Below are 20,589 nucleotides of genomic sequence, written 5' to 3' on the forward strand. Positions count from 1 at the left end.
CGGAACTATACGGATGTCTCCCCACCCATCGCCATGGGATTGAAGGTCCGGGGCGCTGCTATGCCCCGATGACGGGAACGACTCATGACCATCCGCAATCTCGACGCCCTTCTCCATCCGCGCAATGTCGCCGTGATCGGTGGATCGCAGCGCCCCGGCGCGCTCGGCCAGCTCGTCCTGTCGAACCTGCTCGACGGCGGCTTCAGCGGTACGCTGTTCGCGGTGAACCCGAAGCAGGTGGATGTCGAAGGCGTCCAATGGGCGGCGACGATCGACGCGCTCCCCGAGACCCCGGACATGGCGGTGATCGTGACGCCAGCGCATACCGTGCCGGGTATCGTCGCCGAACTGGGTGCGCGTGGCACGCGAGTCGCCGTGATCATCTCGGCCGAGCCGCATGACGAGGCAACCCGCACCGCCATCCTCGAGGCGGCGAGGCCACATCTTCTGCGCCTCGTTGGGCCCAACTGCCTGGGCGTGCTGATGCCGCACGCCAAGCTCAACGCCTCGTTCGCGCCGCGCCGCGCCGTGCCTGGCCGGCTTGCCTTCATCTCCCAGAGCGGCGCGCTGGTGACGGCGATGCTTGATTGGGCCGGCGCGAAGGAGATCGGCTTTTCGGGCGTGGTCTCGGCCGGAGACATGGCCGATGTGGATCTCGGCGACCTGATCGACCTGTTCGCGGCGGACTCGAAGACCGACGCGATCCTGCTCTATGTCGAGGGTGTCACCAACCCGGCCAAGTTCATGTCGGCAGCCCGCGCCGCGTCCCGGATCAAGCCGGTGATCGCGATCAAGGCCGGCCGCTCGGACGCAGCGGGCCGCGCCGCGATGTCGCACACCGGGGCGCTGACCGGATCCTATGATGTGTATGCCGCCGCCTTTCATCGCGCCGGGATCATTCTGGTCGACAGCCTGACCGAATTGTTCGACGCGGCCCAGGTGCTGTGCCGGCACCAGCCGCGCTGCGGGGAAAGGCTCGCCATCGTCAGCAATGGCGGCGGCGCCGGCGTGCTGGCCGCGGACGCGCTCCCGGCAACCGGCGGCAGGCTGGCAACGCTTCATCCGGAAACCTTCGCGGCTCTCGAGCCGCACATGCCCGGTGCCTGGTCGCGCGCCAATCCGATCGATGTCGTCGGGGATGCCCGCGCCGAGCGATTCGCGCTCGCCGCCAGCGCGGCGCTGACGGATTCCGATGTCGATGCGTTGCTCGTGATCCACTGCCCAACCGCTGTCGCCGCCGGATCGGAAATTGCCCGCGGGGTGATCGAGATGATCGAAACCGCCGATCCGCACGTGGCGAAGCCGGTGATCGCGTGCTGGATGGGTACCGACAACGCAGCATCGGTGCGCAGCCTGTTCGACGCCGCCGGCATTCCGCTGTTTGACAATCTCGACGATGCCGTCCGGGGCTTCGGCTATTTGCTGCAGGCGCGGAAAGGCCGCGACGCGCTGATGCGCGCGCCGGCCGGGATCAGCATTGCCGACAGCGACCGCGCCCGTGCCCGCGCCATGATCATCGGCGCGCGCAATGAGGGTCGCACGGTGCTGAGTGCCTGCGAGGCCAAGTCGGTGCTGACGGCGTACGGCGTGCCGTGCGTTTCCGGCGTCCTTGCACGCTCCGCTGACGCGGTCGCCGACGCCTGCGCCAGGGTCGAGGGCCCATATGCGATCAAGCTGGTCTCGCCGCAATTCCCGCACAAATCGGACATTGGCGGTGTCGCTCTCGGCATTGCCACCCCCGATGACGCGGTGGCAGCGGCGCAGACAATGGCCGAGCGATTCAGGCACGAACATCCCACTGCATCGCTAACCGGCTTCGAGGTTGAACCAATGGTGGTGCGCCGCGACGGCAGCGAGCTGCTCGCCGGCATTGCCCGCGACCCGACTTTCGGGCCGGTCATCGCCTTCGGCGCGGGCGGCAAGGCGGTCGAAATCGTCAACGATCGCGCGCTCGGTCTGCCCCCGCTCGATGACGCACTGGCGGGAGAGATGATTGCGGCAACGCGGATCGCCCACATTCTTGGCGGGTATCGGGATGTGCCGCCGGCCAATCAGGCGGAGATCGTCAAGGTGCTGAACGCACTGTCCGCGATCGCTGTCGATTTTCCGGAGATCGCCGAACTCGACATCAATCCGTTGCTCGCTGACAGCCGCGGGGTGATCGCGCTCGACGCACGCATCCGAATCGCCGATGACGCCAAAGCCTCCCCGCCCGTTATCCGGCCGATCCCGATGCAGTGGGCGGCCAGGCTCACGACGCGCGGCGGCGTCACTATGGACGTGCGCCCGGTACGGCCGGACGACGAAGCTGTGCTGGCGGATTTCTTCCGCCACGTCTCGCCCGACGACCTGCGCTTCCGGTTCCTGACCGGCTTGCGCGAGGTCGGTCGGGACCGGCTCGCGGCGATGACCCAGATCGACTATCGCCGTACCATGAACTTCCTGGCCTTCGCTGAGGACGGCACGTTGATCGCAACCGCCATGCTGGCCTCCGATCCCGATGGCGAACGCGCGGAGCTGGCGGTCTCGGTGCGCAGCGACTTCAAGGCCCGCGGCGTCAGCTGGACCCTGGTCCAGCATGTCATCGACTATGCCCGCAGCGAGGGGATCAAGACGATCGACTCAGTCGAAAGCGCCGACAATCGTTCGGCGCTGGCGCTTGAGCGCGAAGCTGGATTCACCACTGTCGCCAGCGAGAGCTCGGGCTCCGAGATCACGGTCCGTCGCGAGATCGCGGCACGCTGATCCGCCAGGCCGAGGGAATGGCGGCGCCCTTTAGCGCACCACCTTATCGGTAGCGGATGCGAGTACAAAGTCGGGGCGCGCGCTTTACCGAAAAGCGCCGCCCCGTTCTTTATCATGTTGTGCGGAGGTCCGTTCGGCTGCCCGGGAGAAGGCCGGAACATCGCCAACCGCTCGATGCGGCTAGTCCGCTCTCGCCCCGGCCGCAGCAGCGGCCGGGTTCCGCCGTAGGGTTACCCTTCGTGCGCCAGGAACACGGGCACCGGGCATTTGGTCAGCATCGCGCGCGTGACGCCACCGAACAGCGCCTCAGCGAAGCGGCGATGCCCGAACCCGCCCATCACGAGATACCCGAAACCGTCATCGGCCAATTGGCCCAGGATCATTTCGGCCGCGCCCTTGTCACCCGCCGGCAGGCGCCGGATCTCCGGATGGATGTCGTGGCGCGAAAGATAGGTCGCTGCTTCCTCGGCCGGCGCCTGGATCGAGTCGTCCTCGATCTCGACGATCGTGACACGGGTAGCGAGGCGCAGCAGCGGTACGGCAGCGCGCAGGGCGGCTGCCGACGACGGCGAGCCGTCCCATGCGACCAGCGCGGTGTCGAGATCGAGCCGCTTCAGGCAATCGGGAACGGCGAGGATCGGCTTGCCCGAACCGACCACCAGTTCGCCGGCGACGGTGCGCATGTCCGGCAGCGGAAAATCGTCAAGCTGACGATTGACCACGATCACATCGGCAAGTTCAGCTGCATCGCTGAGGCAGGGCGCAAGGGTCCCGGTCGCTTCCTTCCATTCCCAGGGCACATCTTCGTGCGCGAGGCGGCCCTCGAGCTTCGTCCGATTCGTCGCCTCGCGGTCGCGCTCGTCCTTCAGCAGCATGCTGAATCCGGCGTCGCCAACATAATCGGCGCCGACCAGCGCCGGCAGGATGGTGACGTCGAGGCAGACGAGATGGCCTTCGAGCGCGCGGCCCAGGTCAAGCGCAGCCTGGAACCGCGCCTCCTGACCGGCGTCGTCATGCACGAGCAGCAGGATATTCTTCATATCAGCCTCCGAAAGATAGGTTCGGTTCAGGGGTAGGGTCGACCGGGGTGCCGCGACATTGGGATATGTACGGAGCCGATTCAGCCAGCCAGCGCACCGATCAATTCATTGGGCCTCAAAGGTTTTTCCAGGATCGAGTCGAAGCCGCAGGCACGAGCGCTCTCGACCAGCGTCGGCGAGGGAAACGCAGTGATGAGGATCGCCCGGCCCTGCCAGCCGGCCCGCCGCATCGCGCGAAGCACCCCCAGTCCGTCGCCGTCCGGCAACCGGTAGTCGGTCACCAGCAGGTCGATCGATTCCACCCGCAAATCGTCGAGCAGGGGGGCAGCCGAGGCAAAGGACCGGACATCATAGCCGCGGGCATGGAGGACGAGCTGCAGCGACCGCCTGACCGGCTCGTCATCCTCGACCAGGACGGCGCGGCGACGCGGGTCGATATCGGTCTGAGGGAGTGGCAGTGGGGACATGGGGCACCTGACTTGTTTCTGATGAATCACTTGCCCATTTCGACGGCCGCCGTCTCTACGCAGATTTCCTATGTGTCGAGGCCGGCGGCGAAGGCGATCCGCAGCGCCTCGGACAGGCTCCTGACGTCGAGCTTCGTCATGCAGTTCGCACGGTGCACCTCCACAGTCCGGGGCGAGATGCCCAGATCATAGGCGATCGTCTTGTTGGGCAGGCCCCGGACGAGACCGCGCAGCACGTCCTGCTCGCGTGCCGTCAGTGCCGCGACCCTGACCTGGGCATCGTGCTCCGATACAGCGGCTTCCTCGCGGCGTTCGAGCCGCTCGAAGGCCCGGTCGATCGCGTCCATCAGCAACGGCTTTTCAAAGGGTTTCTCGAGGAAGTCGACGGCGCCCGCCTTCATCGCCCGCACAGCGATCGAGATGTCGCCATGCCCGGTCAGCACAATGACCGGCATGGTCACGCCGCGCGCGTTGAGCTCCTCCTGGACGGCGAGCCCATCCATATCGGGCATGCGGACATCGAGCAGGATGCAGCCGGGCTCGGCGGTCTTCACCTCCTTGAGAAAGGCGACACCGGACTCATGGACGCTTACGCTGAAGCCGGACGTGCGCAGCAGGAAGCCGAGCGAGCGGCGGATCGCCTCTTCGTCATCGACAACATGGACCAGGCGCTTATCCATCGGCGTCCCCGCTTTCGGCATCGAGAATGGTGAAGTGAAAGACCGTGCCGCCGCCCTCGCGAGGCTCCGCCCAGATGCGGCCGCCATGGGCCTCGACAATCGTGCGACAGATCGACAGGCCCAGCCCCATGCCGCGTTCTTTGGAGGTGGCGAACGCCTCGAACAGGCGCGGCGCAAGGCCAGGATCGATACCGCACCCGGTGTCGGCGATTGACACCCGCACCAGGCCCTTTCGATCCGCAGCCGTGGTCACGAAGATGTCGCGCTCGGCGCGATCGGTCACTGCCTCGAAGGCGTTGCGGAACAGATTGACCAGCACCTGCTGGATCTGCACGCGATCCACGACCACTGACGAGATCGCCGGGTCGAGCGCGTAGAAGACGCGAATGCCCCGTTCATGAGCGCCGATCAGCCCGAGCCGGGCCGCTTCCTCGATCATCGTGGGAAGATCCTCAACCCGCTTTTCGGTCTCGCCGCGCGAGACGAAATCGCGCAGCCGCCGCACGATCTGCCCGGCGCGCAGCGCCTGGATGGCAGCCTCCTCGACCGCCTCCCGAACCAGCGCCTTGGCGTCCACCGAGGGGTCGTCGAGCAGGTCTCGCCCGGCTTCCAGATAATTGGCGATCGCCGCGAGCGGCTGATTGAGTTCGTGCGCGAGCGTTGAGGCCATCGTACCCATCGCACTTACCCGCGACACATGGATCAGCTCAGCCTGCAGCTCCTTCACCTTGAGGGCCGACCGTTGCTGCACGGTCAGGTCGCGGATGAAGCCAGTGAAGATCCGGTGCCCGTCGCTGCTGGCTTCGCCGACCGAAAGTTCCATCGGAAATTCGGTGCCGTCGCGGCGACGGCCGACAACGACGCGACCGATGCCGATGATGCGTCGCTCCCCGGTCTGCTTGTATCGGGCGATGTACGCATCGTGCCGCTCGCGATACGGGCTCGGCATCAGGATATCGACATTGCGGCCCATGACCTCGGCTTCATCATAGCCGAACAGGCGTTCGGCCGCGCTGCTGAAGGACTGGATCTTGCCGACGTCGTCGATCACGACCATTGCGTCGGGCACCGTCTGCAAGATCGAGCGATACAGCATTTCACTGCGCGCCAGCGCCTGTTCGGCCGCCTTGCGGCTGGTGATATCCTGAATGCTCTGGCCAAAGCCGTGATGAGTGCCATCCGGCCCGCGCAACGCGACGATCGTCAATTCCGCCAGGAATTCCGAACCATCCTTGCGAACGCGCCACCCCTCCCTGCTCAGCATGGCTCCGGTTTCCGCTGCGGCCTGCTCCTGCGCGGGAAGACCGCGGTCGAAGTCGGCACCGGGGTATAGCAAGGCAACGGGGCGCCCGATGATCTCCGCCGCGTCCCAACCGGTCAGCAGGGCGGCACCCTTGTTCCAGCTCCGTACGACGCCGGCGCAATCGGTCACGAACATAGCCCGATCGGCGGCGCTGTCGATGAAGAGCGCCATATCGGATGCCAGTGAGAGGCCAACGCCTGGGAGTGTATTTTCCATCACAGGCCTTGCTGTGGAGCGGGATCGGACCGGCCCGCGGCGTCGACAAGAGAGGAAGCTGACTTCATCGGTAACTCGAGCCTTGATCAAGGGCAGCCGCGCCGACCATTCGTAGAATCCCGTAGGCGACCGCGACCGTCCCGAGGCCCCGACGCCAGCGGGCGGAAAAGGGACGGGCACCTCCCTGAGCAGGCAGACCACCAGATCGCCGAAAACCCGACCTTGGTAGCTTTGCGTATGTCAAAATGGCACCGGACGGCCGTAGCCTCCGGAAATGATTTGTCCGGCGATCCCTTTATGACGCGCGGCCCTCTGGCGATCCCGTCGCGGATATACGTCATCGGCGATCGGCGGGCGTTCGACGAGGTGGTTGCCGTCGCCGATCCCAAGACGCGACTCAGCCACTTTGCCGATGTTGAGTCCTTTCTCGCCGTCGCACCGCATCTTGCGCGCGGCGCCGTTATCCTTGCTCCGTCAGATGAGGCCGCCCGGCTCGCCGATCTGTCCGAGATCGTCGGGCGCAAAGCGGTGGCGTTCGTTCTAGTCGCCCTGGCTCGCCACGATGTTGCGCAGGCTGTAACGGCGATACGGATGGGAGCCTCTGACGTGATCGTCCGCCCTTGCAGCCTTGACCATCTGCACCAGGCAATAGCCCGCGCCCGGCAGGCGGTAGCGCCCCCTTCCCCGCCGCCTGGCCCCGCGGTTCTCCAAACCTTGACTGACCGCGAGCGGGAAGTGTTCGACTGTATCATCGGCGGCATGACCAACAAGCAGATCGGTGCGGAACTGGGGATCAGCCACCGTACTGTCGAGATTCATCGCGGCCGGGTGATGCGTAAATTGGGCGTCGCCCGTCTTGCCGAATTGCTGGAAATCGGTTTCGCCCTTCGCGCGAGGATGCGGGAAGGTTCACCGGCGCACCGTGTCTCCGGTGGCCCGCAGTCGGGCTCGTCCACGGGGGCGCCACAACCATAAGGGTCCGCACGTATATCTGCCCCGCCGCGACAATGGTAAAGCGACGCTCCCGACAAGAGTTCCGTACCTACATGAAATTGATATCGAGACGCCTCGCGCTCGTCGGCGCAGGCAGTGTCGCCCTGGCAGCAGCATGCCCGGCATATGCAACGTCCACTATGGCCGAATCGGCGGGGCCACCCGCCACACTGGTCAGGCGAGCCCTGGAGGCCGCGCAGCGCCATCGCGGGCGGATCGCCACACTCGAGCGGGTTGGAATCGTCGATTTCAGCAAGCCATCGTCCACCCCCAGATTCCATATCCTCGATACCGCCACCGGAAGAAGCAGCGCGATCCTCGTCGCGCATGGCCGGGGTTCGGACCCCGAGCATAGCGGCTGGCTCGAACGATTCTCGAACGTGCCGCGGTCGCAGGCCTCTTCCGCAGGGGCCTATCTGACCGGGGATATCTATGAGGGCAAACACGGCCACTCGCGCCGGCTCATCGGTCTCGATCCCGGCAACAGCAATGCCGAAGCCCGCGCCATCGTCATCCACGCCGCCGCCTATGTGGGCGACAGGATCGCGCGCGAGCAAGGCAAGATCGGCCGTAGCGAAGGATGCCTGGCGGTATCGCCCGGGGATATCGCCCATGTCCTGGAACGGCTGCCCGCTGGGTTCATGATCTACGCCGATCGCACGTAAAGCTCGACAAGGGTGACGGTCGCGATTTAGTCCGGCGCCTTAACGCTGCGACAGAAATGCAATCGATGCCGGTGGCAAACAGCAAGCGCGGAAGTCGGCGCCTGAGCGCGGGAATTCTCGCATATCGCCATCATGAGGGGACGGTCGAGGTCTTCCTTGTCCATCCGGGCGGCCCGTTCTGGGCAGCGCGCGACCAGGGCGCCTGGCAAATCCCCAAGGGGATGGTCGAACCGGACGAAGACCCGTCCGACGCAGCGCGGCGCGAATTTCGCGAGGAGATCGGCAACGAGCCTTCGGGCGTTCTCCAACCGCTTGGCCGCATACGCCAGGCGGGCGGGAAATGGGTCGAGGCGTTCACGCTGGCAGCGGAGATCGACCCGGACGCCATCGTCAGCAATCGGTTCGATCTGGAATGGCCCCCGCGCAGCGGCATCGTCCGATCCTTCCCCGAGATCGACCGCGCCGGGTGGTTCCCGATCGGCGTGGCCCGCGCCGCGATGCTGGCGAGCCAGCTGCCGCTGCTCGACCGCCTCGAGACTCTGCTGGGAGCTCGGTAGGGCGACACCGGCTCCCCTTCGGGCGCCTGGCCCCGCAGGTCGCGACGCGACGGCATCGACTCGAACACGCGCACAGGTCCCGCCCTGCCGCTCCGCGCTTGATCCGCGTCAAATCCTTCCTCGCTCGCGCAAGGCAGAAAAAGGGCGCGAAGATCAATGGAACCGGACCGACCATGGCGGAAAGCGACGTGTTCATCGACTCGGCCCAGGACGACAGCGCCTCAGTGCCACTCCGCGCCCTGCTCCAGGACGATCAGGATGCGCGCGCGGCTCTCTGCACCGAGCTGGAGCAGCTGGCGGATGCCTTGCCCGCCCTGCCCACCCCGGCACGGGTCCGGCGGCTCTGCAATCAAATCGATATCGTCACGTCGATCCATTTCAGGCGAGCCGATGCGATCCTTGCAGAAGCTGCGGCCGGATTTGACGTCCCGCCGGCGTCAGGCGCGCTGGAGCAGCTGGCCGAGATGCATGCGATGGACACGATGCACGGCGAGGACCTGATCTCGGTGTTGTGGGACAGCGTTGCGCGCGGTACCGTCGCCCGTCCGGGAGAGTTCGGATATATGTTGCGTTGCTTTTTCGACGGCTGCCGCCGGGCGGTTGCGTTGGAAAATATGGTGCTGACGCTGATCGAGCGAGAGGCGCTTCACCAAGGCTAGCCCAGATTGGCCAGCGCTTCGAGGATCGCCCGATCCTGCACGAGGATCGTTCGGCCTCCCCTCGGCAGGGCGACGGCGCCCATTCCCTTGAGACGGGTAAGCTGACGGCTCACCGTCTCGATCGTAAGCCCCAGGAAATCGGCCATGTCCCCCCGGCTGATCGGAACGTCGATGCTGATCACGTTGCTTGGGCCACCAGGCGAGGCACGATCGACCAGATCAAGCAGGAAGCCAGCGATCCGCTCCTGCGCGCCGCGCTGGCCGAGGGTCAGCATGCGTTCCCGCGCGTTATCGAGCGCGGCCATGGTCCAGCGCAGCAGCGCATGTTCGAGGCCGGGAGCCTTGCCCAGAACTCGCTCGAAGCGCTCGCGCGGATAGATGCACAGATCGCTCTCGGAGAGCGCCGTCACCGTCACCGTCGAATCGTCAGTGAAAGGCTGGCCCACGAAATCGCCGGCGAACAACAGGCCGACGATCTGCTCGCGACCATTGGCGGTCGCCGCCGTCACCTTCAGGATCCCGGCGACGACATTCGCACAGAGCAGGTTGGCATCTCCCGCCCAGGTGAGGACCTGGCCCGCACCCAGCGTGCGCCGCCGTCCGATCGCGCTCAGCGCCGCCAGGTCGTCGGTATCGGCCCCTCCGCACAAAGAGGTGTCGCGAACTGAGCAGTCCAGGCATTGGTTGCTTGCTGTGGCCATGGGGCAGCGATGCCATGACCAGATGTCACAGCCTCTACGTGAATCTCCTTATTCGGCCCGATCAGTCCTCGTCAGCTTCAACCAGGTTCCTGCGTCCGCACACCGCATGGCAGCCCGCCGGGCAATCGCGATGCCGAGCCGGAGGCGACCCATCGAGCGGGATCGTCACGACGCCATGGCCGCCGCATATTTCGACGGCGAGCGCCACCGGGGCCGCGGCCGGCGGCATGTTGGCCACCGAAAGGCCCCCCAGCGCTGCCACCGCAAGCAAGGCGCCGATGCTAGACGGCACTGCTGAACCGGATTTGACTGTGCTTGCGGTAAGGATCGAGCGCAGCCGCGATGCCGCGCGCATAGGGGAGCCCCCCGTCGCCGAGCAGCAGGAGGTTGCCGGACCAGGCGATCAGCCCTTCGCTCTCGAAGCCGGCGAGCCGATGTCGGATGCCCGCAAGATCGGGCAGACCTGTCACATCAGCCCGGCCATCGCACAGCAACCGCTCGATCAGCCTGCCGGTCAGACGGTCACGCGGCGAGCGACGCAGGCCGCGGGCGGTTGCCAGGCGGCCATTGCCGATCTGGAGATGATAGCGCCCGGCATTTTTCTCATTCTGCAACAGCCAGCCCGGAAAGGCACTGATCGCCGAGGCGCCCAGGCCGATCAGCACATCCGACTCGTCCTCGGTAAAGCCCTGGAAATTGCGGCGCAGCCTCCCCGCTCTGGCCGCGACGGCGATCGCATCACCAGGCAGCGCGAAATGATCGAAGCCGACCGGCTGATATCCAGCGCCGCACAGTCTGTCATGGGCCAGTGCCGCCTGGCCGAAGCGCATGCGGCCGTCGGGCAATGCCGTAGCATCGATCCGGCGCTGGCGCGGCAGCAGGTGCGGGACATGGGCATAGCCGAATACCGCCAGACGGTCCGGGCGCATGGAGACTGCCGCGTCGAGTGTCTCGGTCAGATCCCCCATGCTCTGGCCGGGCAGCCCATACATTAGGTCGAAGTTGATCGAATCGACCCCGGCGCCGCGCAGCTGCGCCACGGTGCGGACGATATCCGAATGCGGCTGCACCCGACCGATCGCCTCCTGTACGTGCGGCGCGAAGGTCTGGACGCCGAGGCTCGCGCGACTCACATTGTTGCGGCCCAGCGCGTCCGCCCATGGGGAGTCGAAGCACCGCGGATCCAGTTCGATCGACACGACCGGATCGTTGCAGCGAAAGGCCTGGCTGATCCTGAGCATCAAGCCGTCGAACGCTTCGGGCGCGATCGCGTTGGGGCTGCCGCCGCCCCAGGCGATCCGGCGTACTTGGCCCCGGCCAGCGAGGTTACGGGCGATCAGATCGACTTCCTCGCCAAGCCGCTGGAGATATGCCGAGACGCGGCCGCTACGGTTCGCCGCGCCGGTGTTGCAGCCGCAATACCAGCAAATCTCGCGGCAATAGGGAATGTGCAGATAGAGCGAGACGGGATCATCCTCGCCAATCGTCGCGAGCGCCGCCTCCATGTCATGCGGGCCGACATCATCGCCGAACTCGGCTGCGGTCGGGAAGCTGGTATAGCGCGGCACGGGTGTCGCGAGCAGGTCGGGGTGATAGCGCCACATGTCGTCATGCCTGCCCGCAACCGCCATCAGCCGCTTTGACCACGGTCAAACGACCAGTTGAGCGCGCTCAAGGCCGCCCGTAACCGGCCCGCCTAATGCCACCTCCGACAGCAAAGGAGGCTTTTAGTGAAACACAGAAATCTATTCGCGGCGACTGCGATGCTCGGCCTGGCCATGGTCGCAACGCCTGCCGCAGCGCAGAGCGAGGAGGGAGGAATCAAGGCAGGCGATGTGTTGTTGCGCGTGCGCGCCATCCTCGTCGCCCCCAATGAAACGACAAGCGGGATCAGGCCGACCTTCCCGTCGGAGCATGCGAGCGTCGACAATTCAGTCATGCCCGAGGTCGACCTGACCTATATGGCGACCGACAATATCGGTTTCGAGCTGATCGCGGCGACGACCAAGCACACGGCCTCAGGCACCAGCGGCACGACCGGCAGCATTGGCAAGCTCGCCTCGACCTGGGTGCTGCCGCCGACCCTTACCGCGCAATATCATTTCAACCCGCAAGGTCATGTCCGCCCCTATGTCGGTGCCGGGGTCAACTACACGATCTTCATCGACGAAAAGGCGTCGAACGGCCTGGTGGCCGCAGTCGGCCCGACCAAGGTGCATATGAACGACAGCTTCGGCTTGGCCGGGCAGGCCGGCATTGATGTCGACATCTCGCCGCGCGTGTTCCTCAACCTGGATGTCAAATATATCAGGATGTCCACCAAGGCGACGCTGACCACCACCGCTATCGGCACGCAGACGATGATGGTCCACCTCAACCCGCTCGTCTTCGGCGCGGGCGTCGGTATTCGCCTCTGATCGTCGCGACACGTTCCCCCCCTGGAGGCGGCAGCGATGCCGCCTCCCTTTTATGGGATCGGGTCGTCATCCTCGATCAGGATGCGGAGCGCTGCCCCGTCGAGGTCCTCGAACTGACCCGAGCGCGCCGCCCAGAAAAAGGCCGCAAGACCCGCCAGTCCAAGCGCAAGGGCGATCGGGATCAGCACGACCAGCCCAGTCATTTCGCGGCTCCGCGCAACCTGAGCGCGTTGGCGACAACGATCAGCGACGATCCCGACATGGCGAGCGCTGCGATCAGCGGCGTGACCTGCCCGGCGATCGCAAGCGGCACGGCGAGGATATTATAGCCGATCGCAAGCGCGAAATTCTGGCGCACGACACGCATCGTGCGTCGCGCGGCGGCGATGGCGACCGGCACCGGCATCAGCCGGTCGCCGAAGAAGACGAGATCGGCGGCGAGCTGGCTGACATCGGTGCCCGAAGCCGGCGCCATGGCGACGAAAGCGCGCTTCATCGCTGGTCCGTCATTGAGGCCGTCACCGACCATCAGCACTTTCCGTCCCTCAGCCGCGAATTCGTCGATGACGCGGTATTTGTCGGCGGGCGCCATGCGAGCGCCGCCGGCGATGCCGAGCGCGTCCGAGATAGTGTCGACCACCCGGGCAGAATCCCCCGAGAGCAGGCGCGGCGCGAAGCCCTGGCGCTGGAGCCGTGCAACTGCCGCCGCGGCATCGGGCCGCATCGCATCGCCGAATGTCATCACTTGCGGTGCGCCGCCGCCGATCCGGAACGCAGCGACAGTCTCGCCATCCCCAATCGCCGGCGCGCCGACCCAGTCGGGCCGGCCAAAACGCACGATCTGGGCACCCAGCCGCGCACTGACCCCTAGACCCGACTCCTCCCTGCAGTCGATCAGGTCCACCGATACCGCCCCCTCGCGCTCGAGCCGTTCGGCGATCGCCACCGACAAGGGATGCCGGCTCGCCCGGGCCAGCGAGAGCAGGACGCCGCGCTCGAACGGATCGACCGGGACGCCAGCAAGCGGCTCGACCCGACCGAGCGTCACGGTCCCGGTCTTGTCGAGCAAAATGGTATCCGCCGCGGCGAGACGCTCGAGCGCGGAGCCGTCCTTGAGCAGGATTCCGGCCCGCATCAGCGCGCCGGCCGCGACGACCTGGGCGATCGGCACGGCAAGGCCGAGCGCGCAGGGGCAGGTGATAATCAGCACCGCGACCGCGACCGTCATCGCCTGATGCAGGCCCGTGCCCGCGATCAGCCAGCCGACCAGGCTCAGTACGGCAAGGCTGTGGACCGCCGGCGCGTAGAGCCTTGAGGCGCGATCGGCGATGCAGACATAGCGCCCCTTACCCTGGGTCGCGTTCTCCATCAGCCGCGCGATATCGGCGACCATCGTCGCATCGCCAGCGGCGGTAACGCGGATCGTCAGCGGACCGTTGAGATTGATCGTACCGGCCAGCACCGTGTCGCCGATGTCCACCGCGACCGCGACGCTTTCGCCCGTGACGAGCGAGCAATCGACGCTGCTGTGGCCCGCCTCGACCACGCCGTCGGCGCCGATCCGTTCGCCGGCCGCCACCATCATCCGCATGCCCGGGGCAAGCTCGGCTGCCAGACGCCGCTGGGTCGCGCCATCTGGAAGCCGGACCAGCACGTCGCTCGGGACCCGCCGCATCAGCGCAGCGACGCCGTCGGCGGCACGCGCGCGCATCGCGCTGTCGAGAAAGCGCCCGGCGAGGAGGAAGAACAGGAGCATGACCGCGCCGTCGAAATAGGCATGGGGGCCGCCGATCACCGTTTCGTAAAGGCTCATCGCAGCGGTCAGCGTGACGCCGATCGAGATCGGCACATCCATGTTCGTGCGGCCATGCCGCAGGGCGCTCCAGGCGTTGCTGAAGAAGGGCCGCCCGGCATAGGCGATCGCGGGCAGCGCGATCGCCGCCGACAGCCAGTGGAACAGCGTTCGCGTGGACCCGCCGGCGCCCGACCAGATCGAGACCGAGAGCAGCATCACGTTCATCGCCGCGAACCCAGCCACGGCGAGCGCGGTCATCAGCCTGCGGCTCTCGCTATTGGTCGCCGCGTCGCTTTCACCGACGAAGAGCTGCGCCTGGAAGCCAAGCCGGCCGATCGCCGACAGCAAATCCTCGTCCGCCAGATTGGCGGCATGGTCGATACGAACCCGCTTGCTGGTGAAATTGACCCGCGCCGACACCACGCCGGATATCTGCGGCAGGCCGGATTCGAGCTTGGCGATGCAGGCAGCGCAGCGCAGCCCGTCCACGGTGAACGTCGAGGTCGCGAGGCGCGTGCTCTCGTCAAACCCCGCCGCGACGTTCATGCCGGAATCTCGTCGTCGAACCGGGCATTGTTTCCGCCCGCGCGAACGTCGACCCGCAGCAGCCATCTTCCGGCGGGCAGAGGTTGTGCGGCAACGAACCTGCCGGGCCCGGCGCTTTGCAGCACCAGGGTGCGTGAGGGCAGCCGGCCCAGCGGGTGAGTCGCAACGACCTCGACCCTTGCCCCGGACAAGGGCCCGGCCGGTGTGAGGGCCGTCACGACGATGCGCCGGTCAGTGCCGACCGTCGCGTCCATCGTCCAGTTCAGGCGGCGTTGGGCGCGCGCCTCGGCCAGCCAGGTGTTGAACTGCTGGCTCGCCACATAGCTGTTGTCGACCACGGTGCCGCCGAAGGTGCCGATCGCATAGCCGGCCATCAGGAAGTTCACGGCGATGACGAGCCCGAACATCGCGACGATGATTCCAGTCATGTGCCAGCCGGTGAAGACGCGGGTCATTGGCTTTGCTCCGGGCGCTCGAAATAGGTCTTGTCGTGGGCGACTCCGCCTTCGGCATCAAGCGCGCGCACGGTGAAGGCCATGTCGGCGCGTTGCGGCCCGCTGCCGGGCGCGGCGACGAACAACTGGGTTTGAGCGACCTGGTCCGGCGCGACGTCGAGCTTCAGGCGCGTCGATGCGCCGCCACGGCCCGATGCCTCGGTCCAGAGCGAGGCGCCCGGTAGTCCATCGATCGATATCTCGACCGTGCGCGGGCGCTCCTCCATGTTGCGGACCTTGACCGTATAACCATTGCGGATGCTGCCGTCCGACAGCCGTACCCATTGCGGATTGCGCGTCTGGAGCACGCTGACGTCGAGCCGGGTGCGGTTGCCGAGCGCGAACAGCATCGCAAGGCCGATCCCGGCCCAGGCACCGAAATAGACTAGCGTGCGCGGCCGGAAGAGGCGCTTCAGCACCGGCAAGGGTTCCTTCCCTGACGCTGCCAGGCGTTCGTCGAGATCAGTCGTATAGCCGATCAGCCGGCTCGGCCGGCCGATCTTCGCCATGATGCCGTCGCACGCATCGATGCAGAGACCGCAGGTGATGCAGCCAATCTGCGGCCCCTCGCGGATGTCGATGCCGGTGGGGCAGACGGCAATGCAGGCATTGCAGTCGATACAGTCGCCGATGCGCGGCGCGAGCGACGGGTCGGACGCCAGCGCGACAAGCGACGGCATTCCGCCATGTTCGAGATCCTGCGCCGCCGCTTCCCGTTTCAGGCCGTGCGTGCGCGGCTCGCCGCGCCAGGCCTTGTAGGTGACGGTCAGCGATTTCTCGTCGAGCATCGCGCTCTGGATGCGCGGCCAGGGGCACATATAGATGCAGACCTGCTCGCGCATCAGGCCGCCGAAGATATAGGTCGTCGCGGTGAGGACCCCGACCGTCGCATAGGCGACATAGGGCGCGGTGCCGTGGACGAAGGCTTGCCCCAGCGTCGGCGCGTCGGCGAAATAGAAGATCCATGCGCCACCGGTCAGCGCCCCGATCACCAGCCATATCGTGTGCTTCGCCAGCCGCTTCGCGATCTTCGCCGGCCCCCATGGCGCCTTTTGCAGCCTGATCTGCGCGTTGCGATCGCCATCGATCGCGCGCTCGACATGGACGAACAGGTCGGTCCAGACGGTCTGCGGGCAGGCATAGCCGCACCACGCCCGCCCGACCGCCGAGGTGACGAGGAACAGCCCGATCCCGGCCATGATCAGCAGGCCGGCGACATAATAGAATTCGTGCGGCCAGATCTCGATCGAGAACATGTAGAAGCGGCGATGCGCCAGATCGATCAGCACTGCCTGGTCGGGCGCCCAGGGTCCGCGGTTCCAGCGCAGCCAGGGGGTGACGTAGTAGATCAGCAACGCGACCGCCATGATCGCCCATTTCAGGCGCCGGAACGGACCGTCGACCGCCTTGGGGAAGACCTTGCGGCGCGCTTCGAAGAAGTGCTCGTCGGGCGCGCTCAGCTCGTGGAGGCTGGTCATGTCACTTCTGCGCCACCGTCAACGGCTTGGCCGGAGCGGGCTTTGGGGGCGACGCCTCCCCGCCGCCCAGGGAATGGACATAGCTGGCGAGCATCTTGATCGTCACCGGATCGAGCCGCGATCCCCAGGCCGGCATGATCCCGTAACGCGCGTTGGTCACGGTCTCGGTGAGCGTGTCGCGATCCCCGCCATAGAGCCAGATGCCGTCAGTCAGGTTCGGGGCGCCGACGGTGCGATTGCCCTTGGCATTGGCCCCGTGGCAGACGGCGCAGTTGTTGGCGAAGATCGTTGCGCCGCGCCGCGCCGAGGCGTTCGCGCCCTCCTGATGCGACACGAAGCGGACATAGGACACGACGTCCTGCACCTCTTCCGGCTTCAGGATGCCGTCGCGGCCGAAGGCCGGCATCTGCGACATGCGGGTCTTGTCGTCGCCGGGCTGGCGGACGCCATGCTCGAGCGTCTGCTGGATGGTGGCGAGATCGCCACCCCACAGCCAGTCGTCGTCATTGAGGTTGGGATAGCCCTTGCTGCCGGCCGCGCCGGCGCCGTGGCACTGGGTGCAATAGACCTTGAACGCCGAACGCCCGCCCTCCTGCGCCGTGCGCAGCAGCTGCTTGTTGCCGGACAGGCTCTCGATCGGCGTCATCGCCAGCGCGCGCATCGTCGGCGCGCGGCGACCATGTTCGACCATCATCTCCTTTTCCAGCTCGCCATGGCTGGTCCAGCCGAGCGTGCCGCGGCTCGCGCCGTGCAGCATCGGGATCGCCGGATAGAGCACGACCATCACGAGCGCGAAGGCAATGCAGGCGTAGAAGGTGTAAAGCCACCAGCGTGGCATCGGCGTATCGAGTTCCTCGATGCCGTCCCATTCGTGGCCGACAAAGCTGGTGCCGGTCGGCTCGTCGATGCGCCCGCCACCGATGGGCCCATCACCGACGTGCTTGTCATCAGCCATCGATCTCGTCCTCTTGTTCGAAGATGCTCATTGCTGCGTGCCGGTGGCCGGCGGCCACCGAGCGCAGGAAGGTCCAGCCGACAAAGGCAAGGAAGGCGACACCCATCAGGATCAGGCCCCAGCTGTCGGCGAAGGTACGCAGTGCGTCGTAGCTCATCGTTTCTCCTCCCGTGGCGCAGCTGCCTTGAAGTCGACCTGAGTGCCGAGGCCCTGGAGATAGGCGACCAGCGCATCCATCTCGGTCAGCCGGCCGGGATTGCCGTCGAAATCGCGGGCCTGTTCCTTGGGATAGCGCTTCGCCAGTCCGGCGGTGTCGCCCTCGCCCGAGGCCTGGGCCGCGGCGTCGTCGGCTGCCTTGGCGATATCCTCGTCGCTATAAGGGACCCCGACCCGGCGCAGCGCGGCCAGGTGATCGCCGATATGGCTGAGATCGAGATCCCGGTCAGCGAGGAAGGCGTAAGGCGGCATGATCGATTCAGGCACGACCGCGCGCGGATCCTTCAGATGCTGGACATGCCATTCGTCCGAATAGCGGCCGCCGACCCGCGCGAGATCCGGACCGGTACGCTCCGAACCCCATTGGAACGGATGATCATACATGCTCTCGGCGGCGAGGCTGTAATGGCCGTAGCGCTCGGTCTCGTCGCGGAACGGACGGATCATCTGGCTGTGGCAGCCATAACAGCCTTCGCGGACATAGATGTCGCGGCCGGCCAGCTCGAGCGGCGAATAGGGTCGCACACCCTCGACCTTGGTGACGGTCGAGTCGATCCAGAAGAGCGGCGCGATCTCGACGATGCCGCCGATCGCGACAACGAGGAAGGCGAAGATCGCGAGCAACGTCACGTTGCGTTCGATCACCTTGTGGCGGTGGAGCAGGCTTGCCATCGTCTCGTCCTTACGCGGCGTGTGGGGTGAGGACCGGGCGATCGCGCGCCGGATCGTAGACGGGTGACGACATCGGCGCCTCGTCGCGAAGCTTCCCGGCTATGGTCATCCAGATGTTCCAGACCATGACCAGCGCGCCAGCGAGGTAGAGCAAGCCGCCCGCGACCCGGATCGTGTAATAGGGGTGCAGTGCCTGGACCACCTCGGCGAACGAGTAGACGAGGTATCCGTCCTGCCCATATTCGCGCCACATCAGCCCCTGCATGATGCCCGCGACCCACATCGACGAGGCGTAGAGAACGATGCCGATCGTCGCCAACCAGAAGTGCCAGTTGACCATCCGGAGCGAATAGAGCCGGGTCCGGCCCCAGAGCCGCGGCGCCATGAAGTAGAGAGCGCCGAAGGTGATCATGCCGTTCCAGCCGAGCGCGGCGGAATGGACATGGCCGATTGTCCAGTTGGTATAGTGGCTGAGCGAGTTGACCTCCTTGACCGACATCATCGGCCCCTCGAAGGTCGCCATGCCGTAAAAGGCGAGCGCGAAGACCATCATGCGGATGATCGGATCAGTGCGGATCTTGTCCCAGGCGCCGTTGAGCGTCATCAGGCCGTTGATCATGCCGCCCCAGCTCGGCATCCAGAGCATCACCGAGAAGACCTCGCCGAGCGTCTGCGCCCAGTCGGGCAGCGCGGTGTAGTGAAGGTGGTGCGGGCCGGCCCAGATATAGAGGAAGATCAGCGACCAGAAATGGATGATCGACAGCCGGTAGCTGTAGATCGGCCGCTCTGCCTGTTTCGGCACGAAATAATACATCATGCCGAGGAAGCCGGCGGTCAGGAAGAAGCCGACTGCGTTATGGCCGTACCACCACTGAGTGAGCGCATCCTGGACACCGGCAAAGGCCGAATAGGATTTGGAGCCGACCAGCGAGACCGGCATCGACATGTTGTTGACGAGGTGGAGCATCGCCACCGTGATGATGAAGCCGAGATAGAACCAGTTGGCGACATAGATGTGCGGCTCTGAGCGGCGCACGATCGTGCCGACGAACACCGCCAGGTACGAGACCCAGACGATCGTCAGCCAGATGTCGACATACCATTCGGGCTCGGCATATTCGCGGCCCTCGGTGATGCCGAGCAGATAGCCGGACGCCGCAAGCACGATGAAGAGCTGGTATCCCCAGAAGACGAAGCGGGCGAGCCAGGGGAAGGCAAGCCGGGTCCGGCAGGTGCGCTGCACGACATAATAGCTGGTACAGATCAGCGCGTTGCCGCCGAAGGCGAAGATCACCGCTGAGGTGTGCAGCGGCCGCAGCCGGCCGAACGTGCTGAATTCGGAATGGAGGTTGAGCAGCGGAAAGGCGAGCTGCGATGCGATGACGACGCCGACCAGCAGGCCGACCACGCACCAGAAGACAGTGGCGATCACGCCCCAGCGGATGACCTCGTCGTCATAGCGGTCGCGCGGCGCCGGCCGGGATCCGCCATCGGCGAGGATCGGGTTGGCTGCACCGCGCATCGTACCGATGGCGACAGCCAGCGCGGCGGCCGCGACGATGATCATCTGGACGGCAAAGCCGTGATCGATCGCCATTGCGGATGCCAGCAGGGCGAGGAGGCCGATGAAAAGCCAGGCCCCGCTACGCAGCAATATATCGTCCATTGAACCCCTTTCGACCGGATCGTGGCGTCGACCGCATGGTCGAGCTCGCGATGCCGACCCTTGATCCTGATCAAATCGGGTAGCGGGATGATTCGAGCGACGCTGTACGTAGAATTCCGAAGATCGCCCCGGCTTTCCGTACGGGACTTCCCGTATGTCGCGACACCAGCCGCCGCTCCATGAGACGCCCGCATTCGGGTCCGGCACTACACGGCCGGCAGAAGCGAGCGGGGAAGCAGCGATCGATGGATTATGACCGGATCTTCACCCAGGCGATTGATCGCCTGCATGTCGAGGGCCGCTACCGGGTCTTCATCGACATAT

21 protein-coding genes are annotated in these 20,589 nt (G+C 65.9%); 6 read left to right on the plus strand and 15 right to left on the minus strand.

The genetic code is table 11. From position 1 onward, the window contains the following. Positions 1-84 precede the first annotated feature (84 nt). Positions 85-2,745, plus strand: a complete 2,661-nt coding sequence (locus ABD050_RS27195; RefSeq protein ID WP_343892715.1) for a bifunctional acetate--CoA ligase family protein/GNAT family N-acetyltransferase — start codon at positions 85-87, stop codon at positions 2,743-2,745. A gap of 230 nt (positions 2,746-2,975) precedes the next feature. Here ABD050_RS27195 and ABD050_RS27200 read toward each other — a convergent pair whose 3' ends face one another. The 4 genes from ABD050_RS27200 to ABD050_RS27215 all read right to left on the minus strand — a co-directional run bounded on the left by ABD050_RS27200 (position 2,976) and on the right by ABD050_RS27215 (position 6,406). Continuing rightward, positions 2,976-3,785, minus strand: a complete 810-nt coding sequence (locus tag ABD050_RS27200; protein ID WP_343892716.1) for a universal stress protein — start codon at positions 3,783-3,785, stop codon at positions 2,976-2,978. 80 nt (positions 3,786-3,865) lie between these two features. Then, the gene (locus ABD050_RS27205; RefSeq protein ID WP_343892717.1) at positions 3,866-4,252 is read right to left on the minus strand and encodes a response regulator; all 387 of its coding nucleotides are present in this window, start codon (positions 4,250-4,252) and stop codon (positions 3,866-3,868) included. Positions 4,253-4,320: 68 nt separating this feature from the next. Next, on the minus strand, positions 4,321-4,932 hold the full coding sequence (gene fixJ / locus ABD050_RS27210; RefSeq protein WP_343892718.1) for a response regulator FixJ: 612 nt from the start codon (positions 4,930-4,932) through the stop codon (positions 4,321-4,323). Beyond that, positions 4,925-6,406, minus strand: a complete 1,482-nt coding sequence (locus ABD050_RS27215) for a PAS domain-containing sensor histidine kinase (protein ID WP_343892719.1) — start codon at positions 6,404-6,406, stop codon at positions 4,925-4,927. The genes fixJ and ABD050_RS27215 overlap by 8 nt, the downstream gene beginning before the upstream one ends. 282 nt (positions 6,407-6,688) lie before the next feature. Between ABD050_RS27215 and ABD050_RS27220 the strand changes: the two genes are divergently transcribed. The 4 genes from ABD050_RS27220 to ABD050_RS27235 all read left to right on the plus strand — a co-directional run bounded on the left by ABD050_RS27220 (position 6,689) and on the right by ABD050_RS27235 (position 9,325). After that, on the plus strand, positions 6,689-7,426 hold the full coding sequence (locus ABD050_RS27220; RefSeq protein WP_343892720.1) for a response regulator transcription factor: 738 nt from the start codon (positions 6,689-6,691) through the stop codon (positions 7,424-7,426). Positions 7,427-7,584: 158 nt separating this feature from the next. Then, positions 7,585-8,109, plus strand: a complete 525-nt coding sequence (locus tag ABD050_RS27225) for a murein L,D-transpeptidase catalytic domain family protein (protein ID WP_343892721.1) — start codon at positions 7,585-7,587, stop codon at positions 8,107-8,109. 56 nt (positions 8,110-8,165) lie between these two features. After that, positions 8,166-8,666 (plus strand): NUDIX hydrolase, encoded by a 501-nt coding sequence (locus tag ABD050_RS27230; RefSeq protein WP_343892722.1) that lies wholly within the window; start codon positions 8,166-8,168, stop codon positions 8,664-8,666. A gap of 173 nt (positions 8,667-8,839) precedes the next feature. Next, the gene (locus ABD050_RS27235; protein ID WP_343892723.1) at positions 8,840-9,325 is read left to right on the plus strand and encodes a hypothetical protein; all 486 of its coding nucleotides are present in this window, start codon (positions 8,840-8,842) and stop codon (positions 9,323-9,325) included. Here the strand turns inward: ABD050_RS27235 and ABD050_RS27240 are convergent. From ABD050_RS27240 to hemN, 3 genes are all read right to left on the minus strand, one after another. Beyond that, the gene (locus tag ABD050_RS27240; protein ID WP_343892724.1) at positions 9,322-10,026 is read right to left on the minus strand and encodes a Crp/Fnr family transcriptional regulator; all 705 of its coding nucleotides are present in this window, start codon (positions 10,024-10,026) and stop codon (positions 9,322-9,324) included. The genes ABD050_RS27235 and ABD050_RS27240 overlap by 4 nt on opposite strands. A 61-nt stretch (positions 10,027-10,087) precedes the next feature. Beyond that, the gene (locus tag ABD050_RS27245) at positions 10,088-10,318 is read right to left on the minus strand and encodes a hypothetical protein (RefSeq protein ID WP_343892725.1); all 231 of its coding nucleotides are present in this window, start codon (positions 10,316-10,318) and stop codon (positions 10,088-10,090) included. Then, entirely contained in the window at positions 10,308-11,657 is a 1,350-nt protein-coding gene (gene hemN, locus ABD050_RS27250; RefSeq protein WP_425542519.1) for an oxygen-independent coproporphyrinogen III oxidase, read from the minus strand. The genes ABD050_RS27245 and hemN overlap by 11 nt, the downstream gene beginning before the upstream one ends. A gap of 132 nt (positions 11,658-11,789) precedes the next feature. Between hemN and ABD050_RS27255 the strand changes: the two genes are divergently transcribed. After that, the gene (locus tag ABD050_RS27255) at positions 11,790-12,443 is read left to right on the plus strand and encodes an OmpW/AlkL family protein (protein WP_343892735.1); all 654 of its coding nucleotides are present in this window, start codon (positions 11,790-11,792) and stop codon (positions 12,441-12,443) included. A 50-nt stretch (positions 12,444-12,493) separates the two neighbouring features. Here ABD050_RS27255 and ccoS read toward each other — a convergent pair whose 3' ends face one another. Genes ccoS through ccoN form a run of 8 tightly spaced genes read right to left on the minus strand, consistent with a single transcriptional unit; the run spans position 12,494 to position 20,265 of the window. After that, positions 12,494-12,646, minus strand: a complete 153-nt coding sequence (ccoS, locus tag ABD050_RS27260; RefSeq protein ID WP_343892726.1) for a cbb3-type cytochrome oxidase assembly protein CcoS — start codon at positions 12,644-12,646, stop codon at positions 12,494-12,496. After that, the gene (locus ABD050_RS27265; protein WP_343892727.1) at positions 12,643-14,784 is read right to left on the minus strand and encodes a heavy metal translocating P-type ATPase; all 2,142 of its coding nucleotides are present in this window, start codon (positions 14,782-14,784) and stop codon (positions 12,643-12,645) included. Before ABD050_RS27265 ends, ccoS begins: the two co-directional genes overlap by 4 nt. Then, complete coding sequence (locus ABD050_RS27270) at positions 14,781-15,239, minus strand: FixH family protein (protein WP_343892728.1); 459 nt, start codon at positions 15,237-15,239, stop codon at positions 14,781-14,783. The genes ABD050_RS27265 and ABD050_RS27270 overlap by 4 nt, the downstream gene beginning before the upstream one ends. Further along, complete coding sequence (gene ccoG, locus ABD050_RS27275) at positions 15,236-16,756, minus strand: cytochrome c oxidase accessory protein CcoG (RefSeq protein ID WP_343892729.1); 1,521 nt, start codon at positions 16,754-16,756, stop codon at positions 15,236-15,238. The genes ABD050_RS27270 and ccoG overlap by 4 nt, the downstream gene beginning before the upstream one ends. A 1-nt stretch (position 16,757) precedes the next feature. Continuing rightward, positions 16,758-17,711 carry a cytochrome-c oxidase, cbb3-type subunit III gene (gene ccoP / locus ABD050_RS27280; protein ID WP_343892730.1) on the minus strand — a complete coding sequence of 318 codons (954 nt, stop codon included), beginning with the start codon at positions 17,709-17,711 and terminating at the stop codon, positions 16,758-16,760. After that, the gene (locus ABD050_RS27285; RefSeq protein ID WP_343892731.1) at positions 17,704-17,868 is read right to left on the minus strand and encodes a cbb3-type cytochrome oxidase subunit 3; all 165 of its coding nucleotides are present in this window, start codon (positions 17,866-17,868) and stop codon (positions 17,704-17,706) included. The genes ccoP and ABD050_RS27285 overlap by 8 nt, the downstream gene beginning before the upstream one ends. Further along, entirely contained in the window at positions 17,865-18,599 is a 735-nt protein-coding gene (ccoO, locus tag ABD050_RS27290) for a cytochrome-c oxidase, cbb3-type subunit II (protein ID WP_343892732.1), read from the minus strand. Before ccoO ends, ABD050_RS27285 begins: the two co-directional genes overlap by 4 nt. A 10-nt stretch (positions 18,600-18,609) precedes the next feature. Beyond that, the gene (ccoN, locus tag ABD050_RS27295; RefSeq protein WP_343892733.1) at positions 18,610-20,265 is read right to left on the minus strand and encodes a cytochrome-c oxidase, cbb3-type subunit I; all 1,656 of its coding nucleotides are present in this window, start codon (positions 20,263-20,265) and stop codon (positions 18,610-18,612) included. Between the last annotated feature and the right edge of the window lie 324 nt (positions 20,266-20,589).

Source organism: Sphingomonas oligophenolica (genome assembly GCF_039522915.1).
Taxonomy (GTDB): Bacteria; Pseudomonadota; Alphaproteobacteria; order Sphingomonadales; family Sphingomonadaceae; genus Sphingomonas; species Sphingomonas oligophenolica.